General features: G+C 63.7%; 20 protein-coding genes. 9 read left to right on the top strand and 11 right to left on the bottom strand.

Annotated elements, in window-relative coordinates; all coding sequences use genetic code 11:
- Positions 1-27: 27 nt before the first annotated feature.
- Entirely contained in the window at positions 28-840 is an 813-nt protein-coding gene (locus BFD71_RS24005; RefSeq protein ID WP_069266809.1) for an alpha/beta fold hydrolase, read from the bottom strand.
- Between the two features lie 115 nt (positions 841-955).
- On the opposite strand from BFD71_RS24005, the gene BFD71_RS24000 reads away from it, so the two are divergent.
- The 7 genes from BFD71_RS24000 (at position 956) to BFD71_RS23970 (ending at position 7,676) form a co-directional block, all read left to right on the top strand.
- Positions 956-1,873, top strand: coding sequence for a LysR family transcriptional regulator (locus BFD71_RS24000; protein ID WP_069266808.1), 918 nt, complete (start codon positions 956-958; stop codon positions 1,871-1,873).
- 131 nt (positions 1,874-2,004) lie between these two features.
- A complete protein-coding gene (locus BFD71_RS23995; RefSeq protein WP_069266807.1) occupies positions 2,005-2,772 on the top strand; it encodes a class II aldolase/adducin family protein in 768 nt (255 codons plus the stop codon).
- Between the two features lie 73 nt (positions 2,773-2,845).
- Positions 2,846-3,745, top strand: a complete 900-nt coding sequence (locus BFD71_RS23990; RefSeq protein WP_069266806.1) for a LysR family transcriptional regulator — start codon at positions 2,846-2,848, stop codon at positions 3,743-3,745.
- Positions 3,746-3,840: 95 nt separating this feature from the next.
- A complete protein-coding gene (locus BFD71_RS23985) occupies positions 3,841-4,515 on the top strand; it encodes a histidine phosphatase family protein (protein ID WP_069266805.1) in 675 nt (224 codons plus the stop codon).
- 22 nt (positions 4,516-4,537) lie between these two features.
- Positions 4,538-5,557, top strand: coding sequence for a phosphotransferase (locus BFD71_RS23980; protein ID WP_069266892.1), 1,020 nt, complete (start codon positions 4,538-4,540; stop codon positions 5,555-5,557).
- A gap of 46 nt (positions 5,558-5,603) precedes the next feature.
- Complete coding sequence (locus BFD71_RS23975) at positions 5,604-6,368, top strand: SDR family oxidoreductase (protein WP_069266804.1); 765 nt, start codon at positions 5,604-5,606, stop codon at positions 6,366-6,368.
- Between the two features lie 69 nt (positions 6,369-6,437).
- Complete coding sequence (locus BFD71_RS23970; protein WP_069266803.1) at positions 6,438-7,676, top strand: acyl-CoA dehydrogenase family protein; 1,239 nt, start codon at positions 6,438-6,440, stop codon at positions 7,674-7,676.
- 117 nt (positions 7,677-7,793) lie between these two features.
- Here BFD71_RS23970 and BFD71_RS23965 read toward each other — a convergent pair whose 3' ends face one another.
- Positions 7,794-8,222, bottom strand: a complete 429-nt coding sequence (locus tag BFD71_RS23965) for a hypothetical protein (protein ID WP_176732950.1) — start codon at positions 8,220-8,222, stop codon at positions 7,794-7,796.
- A 262-nt stretch (positions 8,223-8,484) separates the two neighbouring features.
- Positions 8,485-9,846, bottom strand: coding sequence for a carboxymuconolactone decarboxylase family protein (locus BFD71_RS23960; RefSeq protein ID WP_256094899.1), 1,362 nt, complete (start codon positions 9,844-9,846; stop codon positions 8,485-8,487).
- Between the two features lie 119 nt (positions 9,847-9,965).
- Here BFD71_RS23960 and BFD71_RS23955 point away from each other — a divergent pair, with 119 nt between their 5' ends.
- Positions 9,966-10,844: a LysR family transcriptional regulator gene (locus BFD71_RS23955; protein WP_256094898.1), complete on the top strand. Its 879-nt coding sequence runs from the start codon at positions 9,966-9,968 to the stop codon at positions 10,842-10,844.
- Positions 10,845-11,058: 214 nt separating this feature from the next.
- Here BFD71_RS23955 and BFD71_RS23950 read toward each other — a convergent pair whose 3' ends face one another.
- From BFD71_RS23950 to BFD71_RS23940, 3 genes are all read right to left on the bottom strand, one after another.
- On the bottom strand, positions 11,059-11,916 hold the full coding sequence (locus tag BFD71_RS23950; RefSeq protein WP_069266800.1) for an MBL fold metallo-hydrolase: 858 nt from the start codon (positions 11,914-11,916) through the stop codon (positions 11,059-11,061).
- 256 nt (positions 11,917-12,172) lie between these two features.
- Positions 12,173-12,790 carry a LysE family translocator gene (locus BFD71_RS23945; protein ID WP_069266799.1) on the bottom strand — a complete coding sequence of 206 codons (618 nt, stop codon included), beginning with the start codon at positions 12,788-12,790 and terminating at the stop codon, positions 12,173-12,175.
- A gap of 613 nt (positions 12,791-13,403) precedes the next feature.
- On the bottom strand, positions 13,404-14,300 hold the full coding sequence (locus tag BFD71_RS23940) for a LysR family transcriptional regulator (protein WP_069266798.1): 897 nt from the start codon (positions 14,298-14,300) through the stop codon (positions 13,404-13,406).
- 84 nt (positions 14,301-14,384) lie between these two features.
- On the opposite strand from BFD71_RS23940, the gene BFD71_RS23935 reads away from it, so the two are divergent.
- The gene (locus BFD71_RS23935; protein ID WP_069266797.1) at positions 14,385-15,161 is read left to right on the top strand and encodes an NAD(P)H-dependent oxidoreductase; all 777 of its coding nucleotides are present in this window, start codon (positions 14,385-14,387) and stop codon (positions 15,159-15,161) included.
- A gap of 260 nt (positions 15,162-15,421) precedes the next feature.
- Here the strand turns inward: BFD71_RS23935 and BFD71_RS23930 are convergent, their stop codons facing one another.
- The 5 genes from BFD71_RS23930 to BFD71_RS23915 all read right to left on the bottom strand — a co-directional run bounded on the left by BFD71_RS23930 (position 15,422) and on the right by BFD71_RS23915 (position 20,320).
- Complete coding sequence (locus BFD71_RS23930) at positions 15,422-16,354, bottom strand: hypothetical protein (RefSeq protein WP_083245448.1); 933 nt, start codon at positions 16,352-16,354, stop codon at positions 15,422-15,424.
- 122 nt (positions 16,355-16,476) lie between these two features.
- Complete coding sequence (locus tag BFD71_RS41540; RefSeq protein WP_176732949.1) at positions 16,477-16,635, bottom strand: hypothetical protein; 159 nt, start codon at positions 16,633-16,635, stop codon at positions 16,477-16,479.
- Entirely contained in the window at positions 16,632-17,678 is a 1,047-nt protein-coding gene (locus BFD71_RS23925; protein WP_069266795.1) for a DUF2955 domain-containing protein, read from the bottom strand. The genes BFD71_RS41540 and BFD71_RS23925 overlap by 4 nt, the downstream gene beginning before the upstream one ends.
- Before the next feature lie 9 nt (positions 17,679-17,687).
- Entirely contained in the window at positions 17,688-18,806 is a 1,119-nt protein-coding gene (locus tag BFD71_RS23920; RefSeq protein WP_069266794.1) for an HlyD family secretion protein, read from the bottom strand.
- Positions 18,803-20,320, bottom strand: coding sequence for a TolC family protein (locus tag BFD71_RS23915; RefSeq protein WP_069266793.1), 1,518 nt, complete (start codon positions 20,318-20,320; stop codon positions 18,803-18,805). The genes BFD71_RS23920 and BFD71_RS23915 overlap by 4 nt, the downstream gene beginning before the upstream one ends.
- Between the last annotated feature and the right edge of the window lie 34 nt (positions 20,321-20,354).

Raw genomic sequence — 20,354 nt, 5'->3', positions numbered from 1 at the left:
GGCGAGTTGCGCCGGGTTCCATTCCCTTCACTCCGCTGCTTTCGAGTCAATGCGGCGCGCGAGAATATTCGTGCCGACGAACCGCGCAATGACCCGCGCCACATCGGCGGGCGCTTCGAGCGGCGACAAGTGTCCCGTTCCGGGCAGGATGTGCAACGCCGCGTGCGGGATGCGCGGCAGCAGTTCCGCCTGCAGCGTCGCCACGCGATCGACCTGGTCGAGTTCTCCTGAAATGACGATGGTCGGCACGTTGACGGATGCCACCGCCTCGGTGATGTCTTCGCCCATGGCTACGTTCGGCCAGGCCGCCTTGGCCTGCGGCGCGGCCTTCAGGCTGTCCTCGATGACTTGCTCGCGGCGGGTGGCGTCGAGCGATTTCGCGGTCAGCACGTGGTCGATGACGTATTCGACCGATGCGCGCGATTGATACGCGCCGGTCAACGTCGCGCGCTGCTCGTCCGACAGGACCATCGGCGACGGCGGCGAAGGCGCCACGAGCACGAGACCTTCGAGCCCGCCCGGCCGGCGCGATGCGATCAGTTGCGCGACCTTGCCGCCCATTGAATGGCCGACAAGCACGTAGCGCTGCAGGCCCAGCGCCTCGATGACACCCTCGGCATCTGCGGCGAGATCGGCGATGCGGTAGCCGTCAGCCGGCGCCTCGGAATCGCCCCAGCCGCGGTGATCGGTGGCTACGATCCGATACCGGTCGGACAGTTCGCTCGCTACATCGTCCCATGTGCGCGACGAGCCGCCGTAGTAGTGCAGGCACACCAGCGCCAGCTCGCCGCTGCCTTGCTCCTTGACGTGAATCCGTGTGCCGTTCGACTTGATTTCCATTGCCAGGCTCCTTCCCGATTGGGTGATGGATGCATGGTAGATTCAATCCTTGGGTTCGATAATTGCCGTTGCAGTGTCGTCAGTCGATAATCGGATTATCGAATTGGAGGAACCAATGGACCGACTGACGAGCCTTGGCGTCTTTGTCGCCGCCGTAGAGGAGGGTAGCCTCGCCGCGGCGGCGCGGCGCTTCGGGCTGTCGGCCGCGATGGCCGGCAAGCACGTGAGCGCAATCGAGGCCGAACTGAATGCGCGGCTGCTTCAGCGAACGACCCGGCGCCTGAGCCTGACCGATGTCGGCCGCACCTACTACGAGCGCTGCAAGCGGATTCTCGAAGCGTTCGACGAAGCGAATCGGGAGGCAAGCGATTCGCAGGGCACGGCGCGCGGCGTGCTGCGCGTCGCCGCGCCGGTGACGTTCGGCGCGATGCATCTGGGCGGAGTCGTCGCGCGCTATCTGGAGGATCATCCGGACGTGAATGTGGAGGTGCTGCTGGGGGACCGCTACGTGGATCTCATCGATGCGGGCGTCGATGTCGCGATCCGGATCGGACGGCTGCAGGAACCGGGACTCGTAATGCGCCGGCTCGCAGCGTGCCGGATGGTCGTGTGTGCGTCGCCCGCGTATCTCGAGCGCCATGGCACGCCGCGCACTCCCGACGAGTTGCGGCGCGCGCAGCGCCTCGCCTTCAGCGAGGCGGTGTCGGTGGGCGACTGGACGTTGCTCGATGCGCGCCACCGCGCACACGTCATCGACGGGCCGTGCCGGCTGGCGGCCAACAATACGCAGATGCTGCTCGGCGCGGCGCTGGCGGGTGCCGGCATCGCCTATGGTCCGACCTTCGTGTTCGGCGAGCACCTCAGGCGCGGCGAACTGGTGGCGCTGCTGCCGGACTATCGCGCGACGGAACTGGCGATTCAGGCGGTGTATCCGGGCGTGCGGCGCATACCGCTCAAGGTGCGCCGGTTCGTCGATTACCTCGCCGAGACGTTTGGCGACGAACCGCCGTGGGATCGCAAGGCGGTGCCTTAGGCGAGCAGTATCGAATGGCATGTGCCGGCCGCGGTTGAATGGAGTTGTCGCCTGGCCGACAATCTTTCGGGGAGTTCGCACGCATCATGAGGACTCTCTGGAGTTCACCAAACCAACCAAGGAGCGTCGACATGGCTTCACCCTGTGTCAATGTCAAGAACGACGTGTCACCCGCCGAATGGGAGGCGCGCGTCAATCTGGCAGCTGCTTATCGCCTCACAGCGTTGTTCGGCTGGGACGATCTGGTGTTTACCCACATCTCGGCGCGCGTGCCCGGCCCGGAGCATCATTTCCTGATCAACCCGTACGGCATGATGTTCGAGGAAATCACGGCGTCCTCGCTGGTGAAGATCGACCTCGATGGCCGCAAGGTGAGCGAGTCGCCGTACGACATCAATCCCGCTGGCTTCACGATCCATAGCGCCGTGCATGCGGCGCGTGACGACGCGCATTGCGTGATGCACACGCATTCGATCAACGGCGTGGCCGTGTCGGCCCAGGAGGCGGGACTGTTGCCGCTCTCGCAGCAGTCGCTCGGGGTGTTGGCGTCGCTCGGGTACCACGACTATGAAGGCCTTGCGCTGAACGAAGCCGAAAAACCGCGTCTGGTTCGAGACCTCGGCGACAAAATGTATCTGATGTTGCGTAACCACGGGCTGCTGACCGTCGGAAGCACGCCGGCGGACGCCTTTGTCGCGATGTACTTCTTCGAGGCGGCCTGCATGATCCAGGTGCGCGCGCAGTCGGGCGGCGCAAAGCTCACGCCAATCGCGCAGCCCATTCTCGACGGCTTCAGGCAGCAGATCGTGGCAGTGACGCGGGGCGTCATGCCAGGGGCGCTCGTCTGGCCCGGTCTGCTGCGCCGGCTCGATCGAGCCTATCCGGGGTATGCGGACTGACGTTCGAGGCGACGCGATGCCCGATCACGCCCTCGATTGACGGCATTGCGATGGGCCGGTTAGGCTCGGGACCATGCGCCCATCCAAAGTCGATCTGAATCTCTTCGTCGTGTTCGAGGCCGTCTATCGAACGCGCAACCTTACGCGTGCGGCGGAGTTGCTCTTCATCACCCAGCCCGCCGTGAGCAACGCGCTGGCGCGCATGCGCAAGGCATTCGACGATCCGCTGTTCGTGAGCACGCCGGCGGGCATGATGCCCACGCCCGTTTCCGAAAACATCATCGGGCGCGTGCGCGAGGCACTGCAGTTGCTCGATTCGAGCACCCATGCCGGTGAACGCTTCGATCCGGCCTCGTCGCAGCGAACCTTCCGGCTCAGCATGAACGATCTGACCGAGACCATGCTGCTTCCTGCGCTGGAAGAGGTGTTGCAGCGTCTTGCGCCCGGCATCCGCATCGAGAGCTACTTCACGACGCGCCGCGATGTGCCGGAAGCGCTGGCGAGCGGCGCGGTCCACCTGGCGATCGACGCGCCGCTCATCGACGATCCGTACCTGGAGCAGGAACCGATGGGCCGCGACCGTTACGCGTGCATGCTGCGCGAGGGCCATCCGTTCGCGAAGAAGAAGCTCACGATCGACGACTACCTGCGCTTCGGCCATATCCATGTGTCCAGCCGCCGGCAGGGACCTGGTCTCGTCGACACCGAACTCAACAAGCTGGGACTTCGGCGCACCATCCAGACCCGCGTTCAGCATTATCTCGTCGCGCCCCTGATCGCGATGCGCACCGATCTCGTCCTGACTGCGCCGCTCATGTTGCTCAAGCGCTATGACGCACGCATCCTGGCGCTGCCGTTCGATCTCCCCGATCTCGAGACGCATGGCTACTGGCACCGCAGCGTCACGACCGATCCGGCCCATCGCTGGCTGCGCGAGCAGATTGGCCGTCTCATGCGCAAGCAGCGTCCATAGGTGTCACGAATCGTTATGGCGCGGTATCACCAGAATAAATTTCCTGAATAGCCAGTGTCCCGGTATCGTTTGCGTCATGTCCAGACGAGGTTGGCATGGCGGAACTCTACCTGGTACGGCACGGGCAGGCGTCATTCGGCGCCGAAAACTATGACGAGCTTTCCTCTTCCGGCGTTACCCAGTCGCGCTGGCTGGGCGAATATTGCGCGCAGGCGGCCCTGACGTTCGATCGCGTCGTGACCGGTACGATGCGGCGGCACGCGCAAACCGCCGACGCCTTGCTCACCGCGATGGGCGGCGCGACAGTGGAAGTCGTGCAGGACGCGGATCTGAACGAGTACGATTTTCACGCCCTCTTTTCCGCGCTCGGCGAGAGCGGACTCGCGCCCGGCCTGCTCGCCGAAGGCTCGATGAAGTCCTTCTACAAGGGGCTCAAGCAGGTCTTGCAGCTTTGGTCCGAAGACAAGCTGCCCGGACGCATTCCCGAGACCTGGGGGCAGTTTCAGGCGCGCTGCGAGCGTGCGCGTCTCGCCATTCAGCGCAGCGGCGGCAAGCGCATTCTGGTGGTGAGTTCGGGCGGACCGATCGCGGTGTTTGCCCAGCAGGTTCTGCAGGCGCCGGCTGCGGCCGCCATCGCGCTCAACATGCAGATCCGCAACAGCAGCGTGAGCCAGTACGTCTTCAATGACAGCGCGATGTCGCTGGTCACCTTCAACACCTTGCCGCATCTCGAACAGGCCGAGAGGCGCGAACTCGTCACCTATGGCTGATTCGAATCCGGATTCCCGCTCCATGATGAATGCAAGTCTTCAGTTCGATGTCGATGCACTCGCGCGCTATCTGACCGCGCACGTGCCCGGCTTTCAGGGGCCGATGGTCGTCGAGAAGTTCGCCGGCGGACAATCGAACCCCACGTTTCTTCTCGAGGCGCAAAGCGGCCGCTATGTGCTGCGGCGTCAGCCGCCCGGCGAACTGCTCAAGTCCGCGCATGCCGTGGACCGCGAATTCCGCGTGCTGAGCGCGCTCGGCGATACATCGGTTCCTGTTGCGCGGGCCTTGCATCTTTGCGAGGACCGCGACGTGATCGGCAGCCTGTTCTACGTGATGAGTTTCGAAGAGGGCGAAATCTATTGGGATCCAGCGTTGCCCGCGCTGCCCGTTGGAGAGCGCGGCGCCCTGTACGACGCGCTGATCGGCACGATGGCGGCTTTGCACGATGTGGACGTCGAGGCTGTTGGCCTCGCCGACTACGGCCGCGCGGGCAACTACTTCTCACGACAGATCGAAGTCTGGACGAAGCAATATCGTGCGGCGCAGACCGACGACCTCGACGGCATGGAAGCGCTGATCGACTGGCTGCCGGCGCATTGTCCGGCCGAAGCGGGCAAGCCTTCGCTCGTGCACGGCGACTTTCGCATCGACAACCTCATCTTCCACCGCGGCACGCCGAAGGTTCGCGCCGTGCTCGACTGGGAACTCTCCACGCTCGGCAATCCGCTCGCCGACCTCGCGTACTTCTGCATGTGCCTGCGGCTGCCGCCGAAAGGCCATATCGGCGGTCTTGCTGGCGTGGACCGGGCGGCGCTTGGGGTGCCGGACGAGGCCGCGATCGTCGAGCGGTATTGCGGCTTGCGGGGAATCGGATCGATCGGGAACTGGAATTTTTATCTCGCGTTCAGCTTCTTCCGGCTCGCTGCGATCGCGCAGGGCGTGAAGAAGCGCGCGCTGGGCGGCAACGCATCGCATGAGAGGGCGCGCCAGGTCGGTGAAATGGCCGGCGCGCTCGCGAAGATGGGCGTCGACGTCACCTGACGCCTGGCGTTCGACGCGGATACGCGAATACATTGAGGAGACAATTGTGACTACTAATTTGTTCGATCTGAACGGAAAAATTGCGTTGGTGACTGGCGCGAGCCGTGGCATTGGCGAAGAGATTGCGAAGCTGCTGGCGGAGCAGGGCGCCCATGTGATCGTGTCGAGCCGCAAGCTCGACGATTGCGAAGCCGTGGCGCGCGGCATCCGGGAAGCGGGCGGCAGCGCCGAGGCGTATCCGTGCCACGTGGGGCGTCTCGACGACATTCAAGGCGTTTTCCAGCACATTCGCTCGAAACATGGCCGGCTGGACATCCTCGTGAACAACGCGGCGGCGAACCCATACTTCGGCCACATTCTCGACACCGATCTTTCGTCGTTCGAAAAGACGGTGGAGGTCAATCTGCGTGGCTACTTCTTCATGTCGGTCGAGGCGGGCAAGCTGATGCGCGAGCACGGCGGCGGCGCGATCGTTAACACGGCTTCCGTCAACGCGCTGCAGCCAGGCGACAAACAGGGCATCTACTCGATCACCAAGGCCGCTGTAGTCAACATGACGCGGGCATTCGCCAAGGAGTGCGGGCCGCTCGGCATTCGCGTGAATGCGCTGCTACCGGGTCTTACCAAAACGAAATTTTCCGGAGCCTTGTTCGCAGACCAGGCCATGTACGAAAGCTGGATGACGAAGATTCCGCTGCGCCGCCATGCGGAGCCGCGCGAGATGGCCGGCACCGTGCTCTATCTCGTCTCCGACGCGGCGAGCTATACCAACGGCGAGTGCATCGTCGTGGACGGCGGCCTGACGGTTTGACGATGGGAGCGGCGCGCGTCATCGACCTACGCGCCGCATGACATTCACCACGATTCAAGGAAAAGCAAGATGGACTTTGCCTATAGCCCGAAAGTCGAAGCGCTGCGCACGCAGTTGCGCGCGTTCATGGACACGCATATCGTGCCGCGCATCCACCAATGGCATGAAGAAGTGAGCGCGGGGCAGTACCCCGTTTCCTTCATGGAAGACCTGAAGGAGAAGGCGCGTGCCGAAGGCCTCTGGAACCTGTTCCTGCCGCATCTGCGCGACGACGAGCCAGGCACGCGGTTGACCAATCTCGAGTACGCGCCGCTGGCCGAGATCATGGGGCGCGTGTCGTGGGCATCCGAAGTGTTCAACTGCAATGCGCCGGACACGGGCAACATGGAGTTGCTCCATATGTTCGCCACGCCCGCGCAGCGCAAGAAGTGGCTCGAGCCGCTGCTCGAAGGCAAGATCCGCTCGGCGTTTGCGATGACGGAGCCCGCAGTGGCGTCCTCGGACGCGACCAATATCACCACGTCGATTCGACTCGACGGCGACGACTATGTGATCGACGGCCGCAAATGGTTCATCACGAACGCGGCGCACCCGAACTGCCAGTTGTTCATCGTCATGGGCAAAACCGACCCGGAGGCGCCCGCGCACCGTCAGCAAAGCATGATTCTCGTGCCGCGCGACACGCCGGGCGTGAAGATCATCCGCAATATCACGGTGGTCAATCACACGGCGCCCGAAGGCCACTGCGAGATCGAATTCAAGGGCGTGCGCGTGCCGCGTTCGAATCTGCTCGGCGAAGAAGGCAGCGGCTTCGCGCTCGCCCAGGCGCGTCTGGGACCGGGGCGCATTCACCACTGCATGCGTTCGATCGGCGCCGCCGAACTTGCGCTTGAACTGATGATCGAACGCGCGCAGGCGCGCACGGCGTTCGGCAAGAAGCTCTATCAGCACGGCTCGGTTGGCGAGTGGATCGCGAAGTCACGCATCGAAATCGATCAGGCAAGGCTCTTCGTGCTGAAGGCGGCCTGGATGATCGACAACGTGGGTGCGAAGGAGGCGCGCAAGGAAATCGCCATGATCAAGGCACTCGTGCCGAGCGTGCACACGGCCGTATGCGAGCGCGCGATGCAGACCTTCGGCGCGATGGGGCTGAGCCCTGATACGCCGCTGGCGGATAGCTGGACCTGGGGGCGTGCATTGAAGTTCGCGGATGGCCCGGATGAGGTGCATCTCCAGAGCATTGCGCGCATGGAGATCAAGGCGCGGCCGTATGAGCCGGGCCATGAAAGTCCTTACCTGACGCGTTAGCGAGGGGGCTCGCGATCGCGTTGGGACGCGCCCAGCAGCGATCGCGTTTCCTCAGCAATTGACCGTTGCTGTGACTGAACTCATCCAGTTAGACACCCGGGCGCCTACGTAGGGCGATCACTCGATTTCAGCGCGCGCGCTGCGCTCGAGGTGCGCTTCGCCTTCAGCGATCAAGTCGGCGCCCATCTCCAGCACCTCGGCGAGCCTGAACAGCAACTGTTCGCGCCACGCCTCCTCCTCGTCGGCAGACGGGGAAGGCTTCGCGAGGCTTTCGATCAGCGAGTTGGCCGTTTCGACGAAGGGCAACCCACGGCGATAACTCAGGACGGCCACCCTCGCGTCATCTGTCGCGCCCTGCAGCGCGTGCAAATACGCATCGGTATGTTGCGTCGGTGGCAACTGCATTGCCGCGGTGAGCTGGTCAATGCGTGACTGCCCATGTGAGCCGAGGTTCAGCGCGCGCTGCTGAAGGTTCGCATACTGCTCACGCAGTTCGGTTTCACTGAGCATTGGGGGATCCGCTGGTTCCATGTTCATGGGCGCCATTTTACGGTAGGACCATGGAGTCGCTTGCGCAGCGGCCCGATGACCGGATCGGACCCTGAGCCGACGTAGACCGCTCCCAGAACCGGGCATCGAATCCGAGCAAAGCCGACATTCAGTCAATTAGAGCGTCTACTTCAGTCTTCTACAACCAGTAGGCGGCTCGTACGCCCGCTAGCTCTGTTCCCGATACCGGTCGTGCTGCCTTCGGGCCGGCCGCGTGTCCGAAAGCGTGTGGCATTCGTTGCCGTTCTCCCGCCGCTTTTCAGGCGTGATCGCTGCGTTTTCTGAATTCCTCGCCGACGATACGCATGCTTTCCGCGACTGCGGGATATCCGCGATAGGGAATGACGTTTAGCAGCGTTTCGACGATTTCCGCCTGCGTCGCTCCCGCCGTCAGCGCCGCATTCGCATGGACCCGCAGCGGCGTCTCCGTCGCTTTGCTTCCCACCGCGGCGAGCGCCGAGCATGCGGCAAGCTCGCGCGTCTTCGCGTCGAGCTCGGTACGGCTGAAGATGTCGCCGTAGGAGTGCTCGACGATCGCGCGGCCGATATCCGGGGCCAGGTCGTTGAAGCTGTTGACCACGGCCTCGCCCGCCTGGGCAGAAGTCGTGGCGAGTGTCGCCAATCCGCGTTCGCTGCGAGCCTTGCGAGTTTCGGAGACGATGGCACTCGCGCGTACCCGGCCGCCTGCTCGTTCTTTCTCTTTCTGCTCCGGCTTCGTGAAGACGGCGTTCGCAACCCCAAAGGCATTTAAAGCGCTCGGGAACCCGGCATAGACGGCCAGTTGCATCAGGGCTTCGGTGATCTCGGTGCGGGACAGGCCCGACTTGAGCCCGGCTTCGATATGAAGGTGGAGCAGATCGCTGCGATTGCCAGCTGCCGCGAGCATCGAGATGATCGCGATCTGTCTTGCCTTTGGATCGAGTCCCTCGCGAACGAAGATCTCACCGAACACGAACTCGACCGCCCAGCGGGAGAGCTCGGGTGAAGTGCCTTCCAGCTTTTCCATGTACTCATCAGGATTAGCCATCAAGTCGTCGAGCACCTCGAGACCCCGCTGATATCGCGCAGTGCCATCGTCGGACACTGGGGCTATCGGATCGAAAGCCAGACCGCGCTCCAGAAAGATCTCGCGAACGATGCCCACGGCGTTGATCGAGACCGGAAACCCCAGGATGGCAATCGCCTGGAACAGCATTTCGACCAGTTCTGCCGGCTCTCCGCCGGTATTGAGGAAGCCGGTCATGTGATATTTCAGCTGCGGCTGCACGCTGCCATGGGCCATCAGCGCGGCAACGGTGGCGATCTGGCGAAGGCGCAGATCCAGCCCCGGCCGCGACAGGATGTCTCCATAGGCAAATTCAACCGTGAATCGTGCCAAATCCGGGGCAACCTGCGCCAGACGGTGGACCGGGATATCATAGCCCGCGCGACCGATCCTCTTCAGCACCTCGATACCCCGGGAATGACGTTCTGCACTGGTTTCGCCAGCGGAAGCACCCAACAAGGCCGTCATGCCTGTCTGAGCCGTAGATCCATTCGTCGGTGTTTCGCCTTCGGCCGCTGCCAGCGTTCCGGCTGCGGCGATCCTCTGCAGAAAGTCCCTGCGCTTGCACGTATCCATGTCTGATTTGCTCCTTCTCGAAGTCAGTGGAACGAAGCATACGGGCAGGAAGATGCAATGGGCCAAGACCAAATTCGTGATACCTTTTCTGCATGAGGATACGAATCGATCTACGCCAGTTGGAGTGCTTCGTTGCAGTGGCGGAGGAAGGCACCTTCCGCGCCGCGGCCGAACGACTGCACATGTCACAACCGCCTCTAAGCCGCCAGATCAAACAGCTCGAGAGCGAACTCGGGGTGACGTTGCTCAATCGCGATTCGGCGGGCGCGGAACTTACGACGGCGGGCAGCGCATTTCTGAAGGGGGCAAGGAAGACGCTGCTTCAAGCCGCAGAGGCGATCGAAACCGCACGACGGCATTCGAAGGGAACGCCCCGGCAGTTCAGGGTCGGTTATACCAAGGTCTTCGACCCGGAGGTCTTTCCTTCCCTCGAGCCTGCCTTCAAGAAAGCGGTTCCTGGCGGGTCGCTGGCTTTCGTTGCCGCCATTTCCGTCGAGCTTATCCGGCGCCTGCAGCGTGGCGCGCTCGATGTCGCCTTGATCGGACTGCCCAGCGCAACAGGGGAGCTTGTGGTTGAACCGCTGCACAAAGAGCCGCTGGTCGCGGTAATCCCCGTGCGGCATCCGCTCGCGCGGCACAAAGTTCTGTCGATCGCGCAGTTGAATGACCAACCCCTGTTCTGGCCGCAGCGCCGAACAAATCCCGGATTCTTCGATCACTACGAGGAAGTGTTCGCGAAGCTCGGACATGCGCCGAGCCGCAGACTGACGGAACCCGCGGATCACCACCTCCTGCTGGCCGAAGTGGCAAGCGGACGGGGCATCGGCTTCATACCGAAGTCGATGACGAAGGTGCGGCGCGCCGGTGCGACTTTCAGGCCGCTCAAGGAAGGGGAATTCTGGATCGGATTCGGCCTCGCCTACAGGAATGCGCAACACGCATCAGAGTTGGATGCGTTGTTACGCATCGTGCGGCGCAAAATGGCGTTGCTCCCTTAGGGCATGGAATAGCCACGGCCGTGCCGTTCGTCCTGTGTCGCTTCTGGCGCTGGGACGGCGCCCAGTGGACCGTCTGGGAAAACCGTGTGCCGGATAAGGAAGACGTCGTGTGCTGGTGCGCCGAGCGCTTCTAGCGAGTAGAGAGAGCTCTCGCGAACGTCTGCTTCGCGGTGAAGTGCACCTGGCGATCGAGTGTCCGGAACTGGCGGCGGATTCAACCGTTTCGCATGCGTGCAACTAATGCGACCAGGCGAGCACTCATTTCCTTGGCCGGCAAGTGTGCGAGCCAGCCGTGACCAGGAAGCAGCCATTCGAAACGATACATGGCGAGCTTGCCGAGCGATTCGGTGAGCTCGGCCCATGAGTACCAGCACGCGTCCCTGAATGCGACGAGGTCCTGCTCGCGTGGGCTCCAGGCGAGCGAATCACCGGAGCAGAGAATGCGATCGTCGAGGAGATACACGACGCTACCCCGCGTGTGACCGGGCACGGGGACTGCCTGTACGCCGGCCGCAATGGTCGGCGCCGACACGTCGTCGAGTAGATCGGTTGCATAGGGGGCAGCCGAACTGTCCTCCCGGTGAATCCAGACGCGCGCGCCGAATCGACGCGCGTATTTGTCCGCGTCTGCGACGTCGTCGCGATGCGACAAAAGAATGTGTGCGATGCCACCGGCGTCGTCGAACCATTTGACGAGCTCGGCCGTGTAGCGCGGTGAGTCGATCAGCAGATTGCCGTCAACGCGCGAGGCAAAATACGAATGTGCACCAAACGATGAGCGTGAGTTGAATCCACAGCGCCACACGCCTGATGTGATTTGCTGCGGAAAGATCACCGCGTTCGGACGAAGCTGCTTCGTTTCGCTGCGTACCGATGCCGTTGGGCATACGAACGCCGCCCGCCAGGCAGCAAGCTGCTCTTCCGGCGTGCCTGGCTGGCGAACGAAGATACTTTTGTCGTTTCGCTCGACGATCAGCCCAGGCGCGACATGACGCGATGCACCGCAATTGATGCACGCTGTGTCGATGTACCACTCCCCTGGGGCGGAGTCGGTATTACGTGGTGGCTTCATTCGATGCTCGGGTCCTGACAACGCATGGCAAGCTCACAGTCCCATCATAGACCTTTCAACCACAAGGACACGACCGGAGCAACGGGAGGAAGTCGGAGCCGCGACCTTTGTAGCGCTTCACCTCTTGACTAACCGTTATTGCACGGTATTGGGGCCGCCTGCGAAGGTGCCAGAGGGCGACCCTGCTGTCTTGCTTGCTGCTCGCTCTCAGAAAAGAAACACCCGCCCTTGCGGACCAACGACTTCATCTCTTCGCTTACCGAAATGCCTGCCGGATTCCCAACGCAATCATGAGCCCACCACATGTGAGGTCGATCCATGACTTCGCGCGTCGATACGCCGTCGCAATCGCCGCGTGCGATAGGACGAGCGCGACTGCTCCGTACCAGCACGTCGCTGTTGCACCGACGGTAGCAAGCATCGCGAAAAACGTCGGCATGGGAACGTGCGTGGGCACCGCTGAGGAAAACACCGCCGCATAAAAGGCGATGGACTTCGGGTTCGCGATATTTGTCGCGATACCTTGCAGGAACGCGGCACGAAACAGAGGCGCCTTCGTTGGGTGACGTGTTTCGGAGGGGGTTGCCCGTGCCGACACAATGAGCCGCACCCCGAACCAGATCAGATAGGCCGCGCCAGCAAGCCTGATACCGACAGCGAGCCACGGGAAAATAGCGAACACCATGCCGATACCAAGAATGGCGCAAGTCGCCCAGAACAGATTCACCGTCACGATCCCGGCGACAAGCGCGAGCGCGTCGGAGCGTCTGCCGGCTACCGCCTTCTGAGTGATTGCGACGAAGTTCGGCCCAGGTATGACGACAGCTGCCGCATAGACGGAAAAGACTGTCGCAATAGCAGACGAAATAACCATTTGTAGCCTCAGTGAATTGGCCAGCCAGTATTCTGAAGCAATTCACGACTGCCCGCTGTTGGCCGCATGGGCTGCGGAACATCAAGGGGAGTCAATCTGGGCCATAGAGGATGCCACGCACCATAAACACGCCGCATTCAACGCATTGAAAGTGCGGTTCGCCGTCCAGCCCGTGCCCATACGACCTGAACCGACATACGTGAATTCTGCCTTTCCATTTCCTTTCACGACTAGCCGGTGCGGATGCGCGCGCAATGCGCGTCAGCGTTGCCGGTCTGCTCGCATCTACATGGCTCATTCATCAGTTCCTGCGAGTTCACCCTTGCCCGACCAGGGAAGTGTGTAGCCCTATAGGACGGCGCAGAATGCGCTTCGACTTATGAATTCCCTGTGGCGAGCTTAGGGAATGATTCTTAAGGCTTCCTTATCTTGCAGTCGTGACAATGTCCCCTGGCTCCAGCGGATGACTCGCCGATGCCATTGACATGCTGGCTGACGCGAGCGCCTACGCGACAGGTTTGCTAGCGATATCGCGCACCGGCTTTTCAGGCGCCGGCGTGCGCGACTGGGTGACATCGTGTTGTTCTCTTCGGCGTCTGTCCGTCTCACGCAGTTAAACAGCGAGGGCGATTTGCTCGCGCAGCCAGCGATGCGCGGGGTCGCGATGCGAGCGCTCGTGCCAGAGCATGCACATTTCGTAGCCGGGTACCTCGACAGGCGGTTCGACCACGCGCAGTGCCGTGCTTGCGCGCACCAGCCGCCACGGCAGCATCGCTACCAGGTCGCTGCGTTCGAGTACGGAAATGACAAAGAGGAAGTGCGGAACGGAGAGCACGACGCGCCGCGTGAGTCCGGCTTGTGAAAGCGTTTCGTCGGTGATGCCGCGAAATCCGCCGCCATCGGGCGAGACGATGACGTGCTCCAGTGCGCAGAACTGCTTGACGCCCGGACGGAGCTTGAGGCGCGGATGGTCCGCGCGGCCCGCGAGCACGTAGCGCTCGGTGAAGAGCGCGCGTCGGCGCAGGTTCTCGGGTGCGTCGCTGGTGGTGTGGAAGGCCAGATCGATTTCGCCCTGCGCCGCCTGCTTCGCGACGCGCGCCGGCGCGAGTTCCACCACGGCAAGGCGCGTATGCGGCGCGGCCTCGCGCAAGCCGCGCAGCGCCGGCAACGCGATGGTGGACTCGCCATAGTCGCTCGCGGCCACGCACCAGGTATCGTGGGCGCTGGCGGGATCGAACGGGCTCTCGGGCGCAATGGCGCGCTCGAGCGACTCGAGTGCCTCGCGCAGGGGTTCGCGCAAGGCGAGCGCGCGTGCCGTAGGCTGCATGCCGCGTGGGCCTGGCAGCAGCAGTGGATCGCCCAATATCTCGCGCAGCCGCGCGAGATGCACGCTAACCGACGGTTGTGAGAAGTTCAGGCGCCGCGCCGCGCGCGTGACGTTGTGCTCGGCGAGCAGCACGTCGAGCGTGACGAGCAGGTTGAGGTCGAGGCTGCGCAAATTAGCGGACATAATGGCTGGTATTCTCGTTATTCATTTTCACTATAGCAGCCGGGCAACTAAGCTGGGTTCGTACCACATCACGGAGCCCTCCCCATGAATATCCTGCTCGTCTATGCGCATCCCGAGCCGAAGTCGCTCAACGGCGCGCTCAGAGATTTCACCGTGCGGCGTCTCGAGGCGGCGGGGCACGCCGTTCAGGTGTCCGACCTCTATGCCATGAACTGGAAAGCGGCGCTCGACGCTCAGGACAGCGTCGAACGCCGGAGCGACACGCCGTTTGATCCGTCGCTCGATTCGAAGCACGCTTTCGAGAACGGCCTCCAGACCGGGGACATCGCGCAGGAGCAGGCCAAACTCGTGTGGGCCGATACGCTCATCCTGCAATTTCCGCTCTGGTGGTTCTCCATGCCTGCCATCCTCAAGGGCTGGGTGGAGCGTGTTTTCGCGTACGGCTTCGCCTATGGCGTGGGCGAGCACTCCGACGTGCGCTGGGGCGACCGCTACGGCGAAGGAACGCTGGCCGGCAAGCGCGCGATGCTCGTCGTGACGATGGGCGGCTGGGCGTCGCACTACGGGCCTCGGGGCGTGAACGGCCCGATCGACGACATTCTGTTTCCGATCCATCATGGCGTGCTCTATTACCCGGGCTACGACGTGCTGCCGCCGTTTCTCGTGTATCGCACGGGGCGCATGGACGAGGAGCGCTATGCGCAAACACGCGACGCGCTCGGCGCTCGCCTGGATGCGCTGGCGCAGACCGAACCGATCGCGTTCCGCAAGCAAAATGGCGGTGCGTATGACATTCCGGCACTCACGCTGCGTGAGGACGTTGCGCCGGAACGCACGGGGTTTGCCGCGCACGTTGCGTAAGAGGATGGGGCGGCGTTCGCGGGCCCCGCGTTCAATCGGAAAACGATCCCCTGGCGCCCCATGCGCCGGTCGTAGCTGGCGGGCGTCATGACCACGGTGCCCGGTGGCGCCGCCTAGTAGGGCATCCCGCCAGTGGCGGCAGACAGGCCCAAACGCCCGCGAGCGCGAGACGCCTCGATGCGGAACCGGCCGTTGAACGTAATTGACGCTCACCTCTCGGACTCATCGTATTTTACCTCACGCATCCATCGTTCGAATTCCTAAAAGCTGACCGCCAGCCCGAACGACACGCCGCGCACGTTGTGGCCAAACACATAGCGGACCATCGCCCGCGTTCGGGTAATGATGACGGGATACGCGCTGCTGTCGAGTTCCAGGCCCACGCCCAGCGAAGTGAGTTCGTTGAAGCCGAGCACCCCGGCGCTGTCACCGAAGTAATGCGAGTAGGCGAACTCCAGCACGTAGCGCACCGGCTTGTCGAGCGCGTGCCAACCTGTCGGCGCGCGCCAGCGCGTCCAGAGGCTCACTTGCTGTGCCATCGCAGAACCCTGAACGGCTTCAGAACTCCCGCCGAAGCTGCGCAGGTAGATATCGGTCGCGCGTAGTTCTGCATCGATTTCGTAGTTTTCTCGGTAGTGCTCATAGTCGAGCATGAGCGAGCCGCCGTAGCCATACGCGTCCAGATAGCCGTTATTGAGGAACTGGAGATTGCTGTCCGTGACATGGTTGAACAGCGTTTGTCCGATTCGCAGATCGCTGGAAACACGGCCAATCGTGCCGTTTATGATCGGGCGAAACACGAGTTCGTTGGTGATGCGGAAGTCCCAGCCAAGCCCCACCGTGCCGCTGAAGGTATTCCACCTGGTGGGCACAGCGCGTGTCTCGGTTCCGTCGGTCGCGATGAACGTCGGGTCGTAGCGGCTATAGGCGATCGTGCCTTCCATGTACAACGGAAACGACCGGCTCAGCGTGAAACCACCGCCTAGCTGTGTTTGCCCGAAGCCCGGGTTGCCGGTGGTGCCGTTGTTGATCGAAAGCGAGCTGGTGGTGACGTCCGGCACCGTGGTGTAGGTCATGATGGACAGCACGGCGTCCGCATGCTGCTTGATGTTGCCGCCTATCACGGTCTGGTTCGACAGCTGGCCCGGTACGTTCTGCGCGTGCGCATGCCACGGCAGCACTGCGGCGAGCATCGCCACGCCAGTCTTCACTAGCGCGATGCGCAGTTGCAGCCAACGGACGGTGGTGTTCGTCATGTTCGATCCTGCCGGGTCCCGATGCCCGATTGGGTCTGATTGCACCTGCTCGAATTCGCTTAAAGCCTTCTCACACCCGATTGCGCATGGCGTGAGGCCGCCTTCACGCCGACCAGTCCGCGCAGTAGCAGGCCGCCCAGAAGCAGGCGCCGCCCCGGTTCCAGCAGAATTTCGCGTGCGTTCGGGGCATGGTCCGCGCTCGTTGACGCATCGTTCATGGCGTATTCCTCTTGAGTGCGGTTGCGCCGCGCCGTGCGAAACGCTCGACTATCTGCAGCATCAGACACGCGTAAGCGGTGACGGCGAGAAAGAGCGCCATGCGCACGGCAAATGCGCGGTACACGTCCTTGCCCGCCACGCTGTCCTCGACCGACTGACCCAGCAGAATGATCATGGTGACGAGACTGTTCAGCCAGAAGCCGGACGAGTAACGCGTAGGGCGGATGCGATATAGCTTGCGCGCCACGAGCAGACCGAACAGCAGCATCCAGAGATAGAACATCCAGATATTCACGAAGAGCCTGAGCGCAAACCAGAACGCGACGGCGAGCAGTCCGCCGAGCGCCGTGGAGCCGAGCAGTTCGCGCGCTGCGCTGCGTGCCGACGTGGTGCAGGTTTGCCTGCCGAGGCTCACGGACTTCATGATGATCGGCATGTAGCTCGCGGGGTCGTTCATCGCCAGCAGCCAGGCGGGCATGACCACGAGCGCGGCCTGCAGGGCGATGCGCGACGCTGCGTCCGGCGGCATGACGCGCGCGGCGGGTTTGGCGCCCGCACCCGCGGCGCCGGGCTCGGGAAAGAGCGCGTGACTCAGGACCGAGACGAGCACCGCGAGCAGCAGTCCCTTTACGAGCGCGCCGACCACTGTGGCCGCGAGTTGCTGGTCGGCCACGCCTGCCGCGCTGATCATCGTGAGGCCTGCCGCGAGGAATGTCGCCACGAGATTGTTGCCGCCACGCAGGCCGGCGCGGAACGCCAGGAAGAGACAGAGGCCGACGAGCAACACGCCCCCGAACGCGTAATAGCGCAGAACGGGGACGAGCAGCACGCCGCTGCCCGTCGTGAGCGCAACGACTACGGCGAGAGCGAGCGCCGCCTTGAGCGAAAGCGGCCGGTTCTGCGTCGCCAGCAGAAAGACGGCGAGCACCGGCGCGATCACCGGAATCGGAAAGTCGAGCGCGAAGCTGATGGCAAGCGTGAGCGCCGTGCCGGAGGCCACGCGTAGCGCGCGGCGGCCGGGAAGCGATGGGCTCGTTTGCATGGGCGCCCCTCAGTAGACGTAGGAGAGCCAGCTCATCGCGCGCAGGAACACGCGGCCGAGCGGATTGAGCGGGTTGCCGGCGCTCGGAAACGCCATCACTTCGGCCTGCCCGCCCACGCGAACGTTACGCAGCCGTGCGCGCTCGTCACTGTCGAACTCGACGATCACGGGAAAGCGTTGCGCGGGCCGCAGCCAATCGCGGCTATTCTGCACGGTCGGCAAGGTGCCGGGCGGTGTGCTCTGTCCCACGCTCACGCCATAGCCGATGCTGCGGATGCGTCCGGCGAACACTTCGCCCGGCAGCGCGTCCAGCGCGATGGCGACGGGCGTGCCCGCATGGAGCCGGCCAAGATTGTTCTCCGTCATGTCCGCGCTGACCCAGACATCGCGAATGGCGATCAGCGTCATGACCGGATTGCCCGCGGCCGCGAACTGGCCGACTTCCGTGCGCAGGTCGGTGATGACCCCGGCCGAGCGCGCGCGAATACGCGTGTTGGCGAGATCGAGTTCGGCCTTTTCGAGCGCGCCCGCCGCGCTGCGCAACTGGGCGTTCTCTGCTTCGTTGCCGCCTTGCTGTTCGCGTGCGCGTTCGACTTCGGCCCGGGCCGCTTCGACCTGACTTTGCGCCTGCTCGTGCGTCGCGCGCGCCACTTCGAGCCGCCGCAGCGAGACCGTGCCCTCGTCTTCGCGGTACAGCCGTTCGAGCCGGTCGCTGTCCTGGCGCGCCTTGACCTCGTTGGCGAGCGCCGCGCGCAATGAGGCTTGCGCCGACTCGACGCCTGCCGTGCTCGCGCCGATTTGCCGCCGCGTCGATTCGAGGTCGGCGCGCGCGCGGTCGGCGGCAATACGGTATTGCTCGCTGTCGATTTCGAACAGCACGTCGCCTGCGTTGACCTCCTGGTTGTTGTGCACGAGCACGCGCGTCACGCGTCCCGACACTTCTGCCGCAACGGGCACGACGTAGGCAGCGATGCGCGCCTGCTGCGTATAAGGCGTGAAGCGATCGGCAAGCAGATACCAGATCAGGCTGACGACAATCAGGATGACAATCCACTTGAGCGCCTTGCCGGAGGGGTCGGAAGCCGGCTGCGTCTCGCGCGGGTTCGAAGGTTCGGACGCGCTGCTCATCGTGTCGGACCGCCCTGTCGGTTGCCGGCACCCTGCGCGGCAGCGGGCGACGCCGGTTCGTCGAGCAGGTCGCCCCAGTCCGTGCGTCGCTGCATCTGGGCGCGGGTCGCGGGATCGATGAGCGGCTGATCGAGATCCCAGCCGCCGTCCACGGCCTTGTACAGCGCAATCAGGCTGCTCACGGCGTTGCCGCGATTGACGACGAACGCGTCTTGCTGCGCGGAGAGTGCGCGCTGCGCGTCGAGCACGCGCTGGAAGTCCGAGTACCCTTCGCGATAGATCGTATTGGCGAGCGTGAGCGAGCGCTGCGCCGCGCCTTGCGCGTCGTGCAGGATCGTGTCGCGCTGCAGCGCCGCGTTCAGCGCCGTTGCGGCGTCGTCGGCTTCGCGCGCCGCGTCGCGCACGGTGTCCTGATACGCGACGATCAATTGCTGCAGACGGGCGTCCTGCACGCGCACGTTGTTCGTGATGAGGCCGTGATCGAACAGGTTCCATGTGATGCTCGGGCCGCCCGCCACGCCAAGCGTGCTCGGCGCGCCCGCAAGCGAACTGGCGCTCCAGGCGAGTGAGCCAACGAGCGAAATGGACGGATACAGGTCGGCCTTCGCCACGCCGATCAACGCAGATTGCGCGGCCATCTGCTGCTCCGCGGCGCGTACGTCCGGCCGGCGCAGCAACAGCTTCGCGGGCACGTCCTCCAGCACCGCACGGTCGACGAGCGGGACGAAGCCTGCCTTGGCCGGCTGCACGTCGAGCTCCGGCAGCGGGCCGGGGGGGCGCCCGAGGAGCACGCTAAGCGCGTGACGCGCCACCGCGATCTGGCTTTCGAACACGGGAACGCTGCTCAGCGTGCCGAGATACTGGGTTTTCGCCTGCTCGAGATCGAGCTCGTCGGTTTCGCCGCTCTTGAAGAGCTTTTGCGTGATCTCGTAGCTGCGCTTTTGCAGTTGCGCGTTTTCGCGCGCAATGCGCAGGCGCGCTTCGGTCGTGCGCAGCGTGAAATAGGTGTCCGCGACCTGCGCGTGAACGAGCACGAGCGCGTCCTCGCGGTTGTCCCGGGCGGCGAAGAACGAGGCATCGGCCGATTCGATCGCGCGGCTGAAGCGCCCCCAGAAGTCCAGCTCCCAGCCGATGCTGAAGCCAAGACCGTACTGAAAGTACGCACCCGAACGCGGGTCGAAACCGTCGTGGCGTTTGCGCGCCGAGGCCAGCACGTCGGCGTTGGCCTGCTGCACCTGCGGGTAACGCCCTGCGAGCGCGATGCCGAGTTGGGCGCGCGCCTCGATCACGCGCAAGGCGGCGATCTTCAGGTCGCCGTTGTTCGCGTCGGCCGCGGCAATCAGCTGTTCGAGATTTTCGTCTCCGAATACACGCCACCATTGCCGCGCGTCGGGTTGCGCGTTGGCTTGTGCCGCGATCGACGTGACCTGCTCGATCGACGCGCTGCTCCAGTGTTCGCTCCAGCTTTCGCGTTGCGGCTGAAAATCGGGGCCCACGCGCATGCACGCGCCCATTAGCGTGCTCAGGCAGCAGGCGCCGAGCGGGAGC

The organism is Paraburkholderia nodosa, from assembly GCF_001718195.1.
In the GTDB taxonomy this organism is placed as follows: Bacteria; Pseudomonadota; Gammaproteobacteria; order Burkholderiales; family Burkholderiaceae; genus Paraburkholderia; species Paraburkholderia nodosa_A.
Note: the sequence above shows the minus strand (reverse complement) of the source record. Positions and strands in the feature narration are given on the sequence as shown.